This is a genomic window from Sphingomonas sp. PvP056 (assembly GCF_040549155.1).
Lineage (GTDB): Bacteria > Pseudomonadota > Alphaproteobacteria > Sphingomonadales > Sphingomonadaceae > Sphingomonas.
The window spans coordinates 898,208-909,212 of sequence record NZ_JBEPST010000001.1; the positions used below are offsets into that span (position 1 = coordinate 898,208).

The window sequence follows — 11,005 nt, forward strand, 5'->3', positions numbered from 1 at the left end:
GAGTCGCAAAGGGGAGAGTGCGCCGTGGCCAAGGGAATCTTCATCAGCCTTCCGGTTGCGGACGTGGGGCGTTCGACCGTTTTCTACGAAGCGATCGGCTGCACGCGCGATCCGCGTTTTTCCGGCGACCAGGCGGCGGCAATGGTCTGGTCGGATACGATCACCTTCATGCTCGCCCGTCACGACTTCTACGGTACTTTGACCACGAAACCGATCGCCGACGTCGCCGCGACCAGCGCCGCGCTGTTTGCACTCTCGTGCGATACGCGTGAAGCGGTCGATGCCTTCGCGGCAAGTGCGCTCGCCGCTGGTGGCCGGGAGGTCCACGGCGCGGAAGACCACGGCTTCATGTACTCACGCGGGGTCGAGGATCCCGACGGCCACGGTTTCGGGCCGGTATGGATGGATGAGGCGGCGACGGACGCTGCCATGGAACTGGCCTGACCCGCGCTTCGACTCGACTGGCATCAGGAGAGGATCGCATGACCTACGTCGATGGCCTCGTCATTCCCGTCAGGGCGGGAACCAACAGCGCTGGCTATGCACGCTTTGCCGAGGCGATCGCGCCGATCTTCCGGGACCATGGCGCGACGCGCGTCGTGGAAGGGTGGGCGGACGACGTGCCGGACGGAAAGCAGACCGACTTTCGCCGCGCAGTTCAGGCGAGCGACGGCGAGACGGTCGTGTTCTCGTGGATCGAATGGCCCGACAAGGCGGCGCGTGATGCCGGCATGGCAAAAGTGCGCGCGGATCCGCGGATGGTTCCGACCAGTGCCGACATGCCGATCGATGGCGCGCGAATGATTTTCGGCGGCTTTCAGGTGGTGCTCGACTGCTGATCGACCTGGGGAGGGGAACGACGATGACAAACGCCTATGGCACGCCGATCTGGTATGAACTGGTCAGCCCCGATCCGGGTGCCTCGCGCACCTTTTATGACGCGGTGCTTGGCTGGGAGATAGACGCCGAGTCCCCGGCGGGGATGGATTATCGCATGATCGCGACCGGCAACGGCAACGTTGGCGGGGTTATGCGGCTGACCGACGAAATGGCGGCGGGCGGCGCGACGCCGAAATGGCTGTTCTATATCGGAGTCGAGGATGTCGATGCGACCGCCGCGGCGATCACCGCTGCAGGCGGCGCCGTCCTGATGCCAGCGTGGAGCATTCCTGGCATCGGTCGGATGGCGGTGGTCGCGGATCCGCAGGGAATCCCTTTCTACATCATGCGCGGCGATAGCGATGAAGCGAGCACCGCGTTCGACCGCACCGACATGGGCAAATGCCACTGGAATGAACTGGTCACGTCGGACCAGCCGTCGGCCAACGCCTTCTACGCCACGTTGTTCGGCTGGAGCTACCCGAACAAGATGGTACTGCCGGATGGTCGTGGCGACTATGTCTTCGTCCATGCCGGTGACGGCGAGATTGGCGCGACGATGCCGCGTCAAAGTCCGGATCAGCCACTGGGCTGGCAATTCTACTTTCGCGCACCCGATATCGAAGCCTCGGCGGCTGCAGTGCGCGACGGCGGCGGGACGGTGCTGCTGGGGCCGCACGAAGTCCCGGACGGGGACCGCATCATCGTCGCTACCGATCCGCACGGGGTCGTCTTCGGGGTGGTCGCGGCCGGCGCACCGGCGTGACCGGGAAGATCGCCGCCTGCATCTGGTATGACGGTGCGGCGGAGGAGGCTGCAACCTTCTACGCAGCGACCTTCCCGGACAGCCACGTCGGTTCGGTGCATCGCAGCCCCGCGGATTATCCCGATGGCGCGGCGGGGCAGGTGATCACTGTGGCGTTCACCGTGTGCGGCATGGCGTTCCTCGGGCTCAATGGCGGCCCGCGTTTTCCGCACAGCGAGGCGGTGTCGTTCCAGGTCTATACCGATGACCAGGCCGAGACCGATCGGCTGTGGCACGCGATCGTCGATAACGGCGGCAGCGAGAGCATGTGTGGCTGGTGCAAGGACCGGTGGGGCCTGTCGTGGCAAATCACGCCGAGCGCGCTGATGACGGCGATGGCAAACCCCGACCCAGCGGCGGCGCGGCGCGGGATGGAGGCGATGATGACGATGCGCAAGATCGACATCGCCGCGATCGAAGCCGCAGTGCGGGGATAGGCGATGGCGCTGGAACTCTACGGTCACCCGTTTTCGTCCTACACATGGAAGGCGCTGATCCCGCTGTACGAAAATGCCACGCCTTCACGTTCCGCCCGCTGGGGCCGGATCAGCGGGATAACGGCCGCGCGCTCAAGGCGGTGTGGCCGGTCGGCAAGTTCCCCGTATTGGTCGATGCAGGTGTGCCCGTGGTCGAATCCTCGGCGATCATCGAATATCTCGACGTGCATCATCCCGGAGCCGTGCGGTTTATACCCGCCGACGCGGTGACGGCGATCGAGGTGCGGATGCTCGACCGGATCTTCGACAATCATGTGATGGGGGTGATGCAGCGCGCGGTGATCGACGCGATGCTGCCGCGTGAGCGGCGCGATCCCGATGTCATGGGCGCGGTGTCCACCGCGCTCGACACGATCTATGCCTGGCTCGACGAACGGCTGGCGGGCCGCGCCTGGGCGGCGGGGGATGGCTTTACGCTGGCGGATTGTGCCGGTGCCCCGGCGCTGTTCTACGCCGACTGGGTTCACCCGATCGAGCCGCGGTTTCCGACGGTACACGGGTATCGCGAACGGCTGCTTGCGCGCGCGTCGGTCAAGCGGTGCGTCGACGACGCGCGGCCGTATCGCGCGCTGTTCCCGCTGGGCGCACCGGACCGCGACTGAAACTTCCGAGCGGATGAGGAATGATCCATGTCGAGTTGCGCCCTTCCCCCGACCCCGGTGCATGAACTGCGGATCACGCGCCTGATCGACGCGCCGCGCGCGGCGGTCTGGCGCGCCTGGACCGATCACCTTGCCGAATGGTGGTGCCCCGCGCCGTGGACCGTGGAGATCGTCGAGCAGGATGCGCGGCCGGGTGGTCGCTCTGCGGTGATCATGCACGGGCCCGAGGGCGAGGTCATGCCGCAGGAGGGGGTTTTCCTCGAGATCGTGCCGATGGAGCGAATCGTCTTCACCGATGCCTTCACCAAGGGGTGGATCCCGGCGGGGCCGTTCATCGTCGGCTTCATGGAATTCGCCGACGAAGCGGGGAAGACACGCTACTCCGCTGGCGCCCGCCACTGGACCGAGGAGGCGTGCGCGCAGCATGAGGCGATGGGGTTTACCGACGGCTGGTCCAAGGTGGCCGAACAGCTGGAAGTCGTAGCTCGGCGGATCGCATGACCCGGCACCACGGTCACGCGAACGCCGGCGCGCCCTTCAACTGCGTGTAGGCGCCGATCACCTCCTGCAGCTTGGATTCGAAACTGCGGTCGCCGCCGTTGCGATCCGGATGATAGCGCCGCACCAGCTCGGCATAGCGCTCGCGCAATGCGCGCCGGTCGACGTCGGTCGCGAGGCCGAGCACCTTGAGCGACCGCCGGTCCGCTTCGGACAAGGGGCGACCATCCTTGCGCGGTGGCTCCGCCGCGCGGCGGAAGCGCGCGCCGATCGCGTCGAGCGGGTCGTGGAAGTCGGCCCATTTCGGCGGCACGTCCGCGCCCGAATGCGCGAACGCGCGCGTTTCGCGCTCCCATCCGGAGAAGGGCCGTTGCTGTTGCTGAATTTCGTCCGGGCTCATGCCGGAGAAGAAGTTGTAGCGCGCGTTGAACGCGCGGACATGTTCGAGGCAGAACCAGCGATAGGGGCGCGGTCCCTCGAACCCGTTCGCCGGGCCTTCTTCGGGCGGCGCGCGGAATTCGCCCGGTTCGGGGCAGCCAGGGTAGGAGCACAGCCGTCCGGTCCCCTCCACACGGCCGTGGAAACGAGCATTGGGTCGGTCTTTCTTTTCGGATTCGCGCGCCACGCAGGCTCCCTGAGGATGCAAAAGCGCCCTATATAGGCGCGATGATCGAACCTTCCAGCACAGCCGCCCCCGCCATCCCACTCGTCGTCGAGATTGAGAACCGACTGAATTCAGCGCTTTCCCCGACGCGTCTCGACGTCAGCAATGACAGCGCGCAGCATGCCGGGCACATGGGGGACGATGGTACGGGCGAGTCGCACTTTTCGGTGACGATCGAGGCGCTCGCCTTTGCCGGCGTGTCCCGTGTGCAGCGGCAGCGGCTGGTCAATCAGGCGCTGGCGGATCTGCTGCGCGATCGCATCCACGCCCTTGCGATCCGCGCAACGGCGCCGGGAGAATGACGGTGCGCTACGGGCTGTGGTATTGGCCAAGTATCCAGGGGCGCGGCGAGTTCATCCGCCTGCCGCTGGAGGCGGCGGGGATCGACTATGTCGATTGCGCGCGCGAAGAGGGAGTCGAGGCGCTCGTCGCCAACTTGGCGCAGCACGCCGCCAAGCGCGGATCGTTCGCGCCGCCCTACCTCGAACTTGACGGGATGGTGATCGGCCAGGTTGCCAACATCCTGCAATATCTGGGCGACCGCCATCAGATCGGTCTGTCGACGATGGCCGAGCGGCTGTGGCTCAACCAGCTCCAGTTGACGCTGTGCGACCTGGTGGCCGAGGTCCACAATGTCCACCATCCGGTCGACGTGGCGACCTATTACGAAGATCAGAAGGCGGCAGCCTTGGCCGCCGCCGATTCATTCCGCGACGAGCGGATGCCGAAGTTCCTCGACCATTTCGAACGCGCAGCCACGTCGCATGGCGGTGACTGGCTGATCGATCATCGCTGGACCTATGCCGATACCTCGCTGTTCCAGGTGGTTGAGGGGCTACGCTATATGTTCCCCCGACGCATGGCGGCGATCGAGCAGGATTATCCCAACGTGATCGCAATCCACGATCGGGTGGCCGACCTCCCCGGCATCCGCGCCTATCTCAAGAGCGAGCGGCGCTTGCCGTTCACGACCGAGGGCATCTTTCGGCACTATCCGGAACTGGACGGCGAATGACCGATCCCGCTGGACCGCGCGCCCTACGCCCGGCGGCGCGCATCCTGTTGCGCGATGCGGCCGACCGGGTGCTGCTATTCCGCTTCGATCCCGATGACCGCCCGCCGTTCTGGTGCACGCCGGGCGGCGCGCTTGATCCGGGCGAGGATTACGCAACCGCTGCGCGGCGCGAGCTGATCGAGGAAACCGGGATCCACGCCGAGCCGGGGCCGGAAGTGCTGCAACGCGACGTCGAGTTCATCACGATCGAGGGCGTGCCGGTCAGCGCGGACGAGCGCTATTTCCACGTGCGGACCGACGCGGATGCGATCGATACCGCCGGGCACACCGCGCTCGAACAGCGGGTGATGACGCGCTGGCGGTGGTTTACCGCCGACGAACTCGCCGCGCTGGACGAGCCTTATTTTCCAAGCGATCTCAGCGACATTCTTACGGCACTGGAGACCGACCTGTGACCAATGACGATCTGATCCTCCAGACGATCACCCCGGTGACGCACGACCTTGGCGGGTTCAAGGTGCATCGCACGCTGCCGTCGCGGCCGCGGACGATGGTCGGGCCGTTCATCTTTTTCGACCAGATGGGGCCGGCGGTGCTGAGCGTGGGCGAGGGGATCGACGTCCGGCCGCATCCGCATATCAACCTTGCTACAGTCACTTACCTGTTCGCGGGGGCGATCGACCATCGCGATTCGGTCGGGAGTCTGGCGACGATCGAGCCCGGCGCGGTCAATCTGATGACCGCGGGCAGCGGGATCGTCCACAGCGAGCGCTCGCCGACTGCCGAGCGGGCCCATGGGCCTGAATTGTCGGGGATTCAGACGTGGATCGCGCTGCCGGAAAAGGACGAGGAGATGGACCCGGCGTTCGAGCACGTCCCGCGCGACAAGCTGCCGGTCATTGAGACGCCGGGGGCGAAAGCACGCGTCGTTATGGGCAGTTTGTGGGGCGTTTCGGCACCGACTACGACCTATGCCAGCACGATTTACGCCGATATCATGCTGGATCCAGGCGGTTCGGTCCCGATTGACGCAGCCGCCGACGAGCGTGCGCTGTATGTCGCGATGGGGGAGGCGACGCTCGACGGGATGACGCTCGAACCGATGACGCTGTACGTGGTGCGGCCGGGGATCGCGGCGACCTTGCGGTCGGCATCGGGCGGGCGCGTGACCTTGTGCGGGGGCGAGGCGTTCACGACGCCGCGGCATGTGTGGTGGAACTTCGTTTCCTCGCGCCGCGACCGGATCGACGAAGCCAAGCGCGCGTGGACCGCGGGGGAGTTCGCGCGGGTGCCGGGGGACGAGAAGGAGTGGATCCCGATTCCGGCGGTGCCGAAGACGGTTAGCTATCCGTGATGACGGCGTAAGCCCCTCCCCTTCAGGGGAGGGGTTGGGGTGGGGCTGTCCAGCAGCGCCTTGCTCTCTGCGAGGCACTTCCCCACCCCCAACCCCTCCCCTGAAGGGGAGGGGCTTAGAAAGAACAAAAAAGGGAGAGAGACAGTGGCTGAGGACCTGCACCGGATCGATCTGCCCACCGGCGTGACGCTCGACGTCGCCACCGCGGGCGACCCGGCCAAGCCGCCGGTCATCCTGCTCCACGGCTTCCCCGAATCGCACCGTACGTGGCGCGAAGTGATGCCCGAGCTCGCCCGCGACCATTTCGTCATCGCGCCCGACCAGCGCGGGTTCGCGCGGTCGTCCAAGCCGGCGGCGGTCAGCGACTACACCCCCGACAAGATCGTCGCCGATCTGCTCGCGCTCGCCGACCATTTCGGGATCGCGCAGTTCACGCTGGTGGGCCATGACTGGGGCGGCGCGATCGCGTGGATGGCGGCGTTGCAGAACCCCGACCGGATCACCCGCCTCGTCATCATCAACGCGCCGCACCCGTTCGTCTTCCAGCGCACGCTGTTCGACGACATGGCGCAGCGCGCGGCGAGCCAGTACATCCGCGCCTTCCGCAATCCGGAAATCGAGAAGCACGTCGAGGGGATTGGCTTGTCCGCCTTCTTCGACGGCAGTTTCGCCAAGCATGCTGATGCCGCGAAGATCGCGGAGGAGAAGCCGGTCTACCTCGACCAGTGGAGCCAGCCCGGCGCGCTGACCGCGATGCTCAATTGGTATCGCGCGAGCGCGATCATCGTGCCTGAGATGGACGAGACCCCCGAGCGCCCCGCGTTCCTCGACGCGCCATTCCCGCCGGTGCGGCAGCCGACGCTGGTGATCTGGGGGATGAAGGATGTGGCGTTGTTGCCGAGCCAGCTCGAGGGGCTGGACGTGCTGGTGCCCGATCTGACGGTGCGGCAGGTCGATGCGGGGCATTTCGTGCCGTGGGAGAATGCGCCGGCTGTGGTTGCGGCGATCCGGGGGTGGTTGGGGGATAGCTGAATCGGCGGCGCGGGCTTGCTTAGTAAAAACGCTTCCCCGGCGAAGGCCGGGGCCCAGTAGCGAAGGTTTTCGTTACCGCGCGCAGCGCTCTCTTCCAGCTGTTCCACGACTGGGCCCCGGCCTTCGCCGGGGAAGGGAGAAGGCAGAGGAAGGGAAGGCTCAAACCGCGACCCTCGCAGCCTCCGGCAACGCCACCAACGGCGCATCTCCATTCCCCCCGCCGCTATCCACCCAGGCGCCATGCGCATGCGCGGTCGCGAGCGTTTCCCACGCGCCGTCTCCCGGCCAGCTCCGCGCGCGAATCGTCTGGTGCCCGACCGAACGATCGGGCTCCATCATCACCCAGCCGAGCGGACGGTCCGCCGTCGCGCGCGCGCCCGCCGCCGCCATCGCCGCGCGGATTCGCTCGGCGACCGGCTCGGGCAGATATTGCCACACGACCGAATGCATCAGCACCCGCGTCACCCCCGCCGCCTGCGGTTCGGCGAGCCGTGCCTCGACCCAGTCGGCGGCATCCGCGCGGACCAGATCGACTCCGCGCGCGCCGAGCATCGCGATCGCTGTCCGCACGCGCGCGAGCCGTTCGGGCGTGTCGGGCCAGACATAGGCCGCGAGCCGCGCTGCGACCGCCGGGTCGGTCGCGTCGATCGGGTTGATGTCGCAGCCACGCACCGACACGATGTCGAGCGGCACGGACGGGGCAGGGGGCCCCGTCCACGCGGGCCGGATCGTCACTGGCGAGTCCGCAGGGCCATACAGCGTCCCGCCGAGATCGAAGCGATAGCGGTCGATCAACAGGTTGAGCCCCGCGCTCGACCCGATCTCGATCAGCTCGATCTTCGGTCCATGTCGCTGCGCCAAAGCGATCAGCCCGAGCATCAGCGCGCCCGACCGCCCCGGCTCGTTGGTCTGCGGCGGGCCGTCGAGCCAGGGGAGCAACGCCGCCGCATGGTCGGCGAACACGCGTTCCAGCGTTGCGCTGATCGCGCCCGGATCGGTGACGCGCCCCGCATAGACCTCGGCCAGCCCTGCATCCTGCCCCGCCAGCACCAGCGCATGCAGCCCGCCGAACAGCCGCAGCGGCAGCGCGTCGCGCGTCGGCTCCCCCGGCCAGTCGAGCACCCGCGCGCCGATCGCACTGTCCCGCGTGACGCCTGCCGCCACCGCCGCGCACATCCGCGCATAGATCGGCGCGGCGTTGCGTTCGCAATAATGCTGCTGGATCAGGAAGGCGCCGCGGTTGGTCTGTTCGTCAGCCATTGAACCAATCCTTTTTGCGCGGCGTTTGGTGCTCTCTCGGGCGTTGTTGCGCCCACCCCCCCGCCCAAGTAAAGCCCCGACCATATGGCCGATCCGATCATCATTGCCGTCCCCAAGGGGCGTATCCTGTCCGAAGCGGTTCCCTTGCTGGAACGCGCTGGAATCGTTCCCGAAGCCGCGTTCAGCGACCCGGATTCGCGCGCCTTGCGTTTCACCACCAACAACCCGGGGATCGACCTGATCCGTGTTCGCGCGTTCGACGTCGCGACCTTCGTCGCGCATGGCGCGGCGCAATTGGGGATCGTCGGGTCGGACGTGCTGGCGGAGTTCGACTATTCCGAACTGTACGCGCCGGTCGATCTCGGGATCGGGCATTGCCGACTGTCAGTCGCCGAGCCTGCCGATCTGGCGGCGCATGATGATCCGCGCGGGTGGAGCCATGTTCGTATCGCGACCAAATATCCGCACGTCACCGAGGCGCATTTCGCGGCGCGGGGCGTGTCGGCGGAGTGCGTCAAGTTGAACGGGGCGATGGAGCTTGCGCCGTTGCTGGGGCTGGCGCCGCGGATCGTCGATCTGGTGTCGTCGGGGCGGACGCTTAAGGAGAACGGGTTGGTCGAGGTGGAGGTGATCTGCGAGGTCACCAGCCGGCTGATCGTCAATCGCGCCGCGTTCAAGACGCGCGGGCAGATCGTGCCGCTGGTCGAGGCGTTTCGGCGGGCGGTTTCGCGGGAGATGGCGGCGTGAGTGTTCTTCTAAACCTAAAGCCCCTCCCCTTCAGGGGAGGGGTTGGGGTGGGGCCGAGCCTGTTACCGATGGCATGTCTGCTGCACTGCCCCACCCCCAACCCCTCCCCTGAAGGGGAGGGGAGTGAGATATGATCCGCCTTTCAACCTCCGAACCCGGCTTCGACCGCGCGTTCGACACTCTCGTCAACGCACGCCGCGAGGCCGACGCCGATGTCGCGCGCGACGTCCGCACGATCGTCTCGAGCGTGCGCGACGAGGGCGATGCCGCGCTCCACGCGTTCACGCGCAAGTTCGACCACCACGATCTCAACGAGACCGGCTGGCGGATCGAACGCGCCGAATGGCTCGCCGCCTATGAGGCGTTGACGCCCGAACTGCGCGATGCGCTCGATCTCGCGGCGGCGCGGATCCGGAGCTATCACGAGAAGCAGAAGCCCGCCGACAGCGACACGACCGACGACGCGGGCGTCCGGCTCGGTGCGCGGTGGAATGCGGTCGCGGCGGCGGGGGTGTATGTTCCCGGCGGGCGCGCGGCCTATCCGTCTTCGGTGCTGATGAACGCGATTCCGGCCAAGGTCGCTGGCGTCGACCGGCTGGTGATGGTCACGCCGACCCCCAACGGCGAGGTCAACCCGCTGGTGCTCGCTGCCGCGCATGTCGCTGGCGTCGACGAGATGTGGCGGATCGGTGGCGCGCAGGCGGTGGCGGCGCTCGCTTATGGCACCGGGCGGATCGGCGCGGTCGATGTCGTGACGGGGCCGGGCAACGCCTGGGTCGCGGAGGCTAAGCGGCAATTGTACGGCGTGGTCGGGATCGACATGGTCGCGGGGCCATCCGAGATCGTCGTCGTCGCGGACGGCAAGAACCGCGCGGACTGGATCGCCGCCGACCTGCTGTCGCAGAGCGAGCATGACCCGACCAGCCAGTCGATCCTGTTTACCGACGACGCCGCCTTCGCGCGTGCGGTGGCGGAGGAGGTGGATCTGCAGATCGGGACGCTCGCGACCGCCAAGGTCGCGCGGGCGGCTTGGGATGCGAATGGCGCGATCATCGTGACGGCGAGCCTAGAGGAAGCGCTGCCGCTGGTGGACCGGCTGGCGCCCGAGCATCTGGAACTGGCGTGTGATGATCCGCAGGCGTTGTTCGACCGGGTGCGGCATGCCGGGTCGGTGTTCCTGGGACGGCATACGCCCGAAGCGATCGGCGATTATGTTGCTGGGCCGAACCATGTGCTTCCCACTGGCCGGCGGGCGCGGTTTTCGAGCGGGTTGTCGGTGCTTGATTTCATGAAGCGGACGAGTTTTCTGGAGCTTGGTGCGCAGGGGTTGGCGGCGATCGGGCCGGCGGCTGTGGCGCTGGCGGAGGCTGAGGGGTTGCCGGCGCATGCCAGGTCGGTGGCGTTGCGGCTCTAATTTCTTAGCCCCTCCCCTTCAGGGGAGGGGTTGGGGGTGGGGCAGTGCCTCGCAGAGAGCAAAGTTCTGCTGGACTGGGGGGCCCCCCCCCCCCCCCCCCCCCCCCCCGGGGGCGCCCCCCCCCCCCCCCCCCCCCCCCCCCCCCCCCCGGGGCCCCCCCCCCCCCCCCCCCCCCCCCCCCCCCCCACCCCCCCCCCCCCCCCGCCCCCCCCCCCCACCCGCCGCCCCCCGCCCCCGG

General features: G+C 67.5%; 15 protein-coding genes. 13 read left to right on the top strand and 2 right to left on the bottom strand.

Annotated elements, in window-relative coordinates; all coding sequences use genetic code 11:
- The first annotated feature begins 24 nt into the window (after positions 1 to 24).
- From ABIC17_RS04170 to ABIC17_RS04195, 6 genes are read left to right on the top strand one after another with little or no spacing between them, the layout of a single operon-like run.
- On the top strand, positions 25 to 444 hold the full coding sequence (locus ABIC17_RS04170; protein ID WP_354279367.1) for a VOC family protein: 420 nt from the start codon (positions 25 to 27) through the stop codon (positions 442 to 444).
- 38 nt (positions 445 to 482) lie between these two features.
- Complete coding sequence (locus ABIC17_RS04175) at positions 483 to 839, top strand: DUF1428 domain-containing protein (protein WP_354279368.1); 357 nt, start codon at positions 483 to 485, stop codon at positions 837 to 839.
- A gap of 23 nt (positions 840 to 862) precedes the next feature.
- Positions 863 to 1,645, top strand: coding sequence for a VOC family protein (locus ABIC17_RS04180; protein WP_354279369.1), 783 nt, complete (start codon positions 863 to 865; stop codon positions 1,643 to 1,645).
- On the top strand, positions 1,642 to 2,121 hold the full coding sequence (locus ABIC17_RS04185; RefSeq protein ID WP_354279370.1) for a VOC family protein: 480 nt from the start codon (positions 1,642 to 1,644) through the stop codon (positions 2,119 to 2,121). Before ABIC17_RS04180 ends, ABIC17_RS04185 begins: the two co-directional genes overlap by 4 nt.
- Positions 2,122 to 2,165: 44 nt before the next feature.
- Entirely contained in the window at positions 2,166 to 2,783 is a 618-nt protein-coding gene (locus ABIC17_RS04190) for a glutathione S-transferase family protein (protein WP_354279371.1), read from the top strand.
- 27 nt (positions 2,784 to 2,810) lie between these two features.
- Positions 2,811 to 3,284 (top strand): SRPBCC family protein, encoded by a 474-nt coding sequence (locus tag ABIC17_RS04195; protein ID WP_354279372.1) that lies wholly within the window; start codon positions 2,811 to 2,813, stop codon positions 3,282 to 3,284.
- Between the two features lie 13 nt (positions 3,285 to 3,297).
- Here ABIC17_RS04195 and ABIC17_RS04200 read toward each other — a convergent pair whose 3' ends face one another.
- Positions 3,298 to 3,906 (bottom strand): J domain-containing protein, encoded by a 609-nt coding sequence (locus ABIC17_RS04200; protein ID WP_354279373.1) that lies wholly within the window; start codon positions 3,904 to 3,906, stop codon positions 3,298 to 3,300.
- Between the two features lie 41 nt (positions 3,907 to 3,947).
- Here ABIC17_RS04200 and ABIC17_RS04205 point away from each other — a divergent pair, with 41 nt between their 5' ends.
- From ABIC17_RS04205 to ABIC17_RS04225, 5 genes are all read left to right on the top strand, one after another.
- A complete protein-coding gene (locus ABIC17_RS04205) occupies positions 3,948 to 4,247 on the top strand; it encodes a BolA family protein (protein WP_354279374.1) in 300 nt (99 codons plus the stop codon).
- A complete protein-coding gene (locus ABIC17_RS04210; RefSeq protein ID WP_354279375.1) occupies positions 4,244 to 4,960 on the top strand; it encodes a glutathione S-transferase in 717 nt (238 codons plus the stop codon). The genes ABIC17_RS04205 and ABIC17_RS04210 overlap by 4 nt, the downstream gene beginning before the upstream one ends.
- A complete protein-coding gene (locus ABIC17_RS04215; protein ID WP_354279376.1) occupies positions 4,957 to 5,415 on the top strand; it encodes an NUDIX hydrolase in 459 nt (152 codons plus the stop codon). Before ABIC17_RS04210 ends, ABIC17_RS04215 begins: the two co-directional genes overlap by 4 nt.
- The gene (locus ABIC17_RS04220; RefSeq protein WP_354279377.1) at positions 5,412 to 6,314 is read left to right on the top strand and encodes a pirin family protein; all 903 of its coding nucleotides are present in this window, start codon (positions 5,412 to 5,414) and stop codon (positions 6,312 to 6,314) included. The genes ABIC17_RS04215 and ABIC17_RS04220 overlap by 4 nt, the downstream gene beginning before the upstream one ends.
- 144 nt (positions 6,315 to 6,458) lie before the next feature.
- A complete protein-coding gene (locus tag ABIC17_RS04225) occupies positions 6,459 to 7,346 on the top strand; it encodes an alpha/beta fold hydrolase (protein WP_354279378.1) in 888 nt (295 codons plus the stop codon).
- 159 nt (positions 7,347 to 7,505) lie between these two features.
- Here the strand turns inward: ABIC17_RS04225 and ABIC17_RS04230 are convergent, their stop codons facing one another.
- Positions 7,506 to 8,606 carry a DUF2332 domain-containing protein gene (locus tag ABIC17_RS04230; RefSeq protein ID WP_354279379.1) on the bottom strand — a complete coding sequence of 367 codons (1,101 nt, stop codon included), beginning with the start codon at positions 8,604 to 8,606 and terminating at the stop codon, positions 7,506 to 7,508.
- A gap of 84 nt (positions 8,607 to 8,690) precedes the next feature.
- Here ABIC17_RS04230 and hisG point away from each other — a divergent pair, with 84 nt between their 5' ends.
- Together hisG and hisD are read left to right on the top strand one after the other, a co-directional pair.
- A complete protein-coding gene (hisG, locus tag ABIC17_RS04235; protein WP_354279380.1) occupies positions 8,691 to 9,353 on the top strand; it encodes an ATP phosphoribosyltransferase in 663 nt (220 codons plus the stop codon).
- A gap of 130 nt (positions 9,354 to 9,483) precedes the next feature.
- Positions 9,484 to 10,767 (top strand): histidinol dehydrogenase, encoded by a 1,284-nt coding sequence (hisD, locus tag ABIC17_RS04240; RefSeq protein WP_354279381.1) that lies wholly within the window; start codon positions 9,484 to 9,486, stop codon positions 10,765 to 10,767.
- The last annotated feature ends 238 nt before the right edge of the window (positions 10,768 to 11,005 follow it).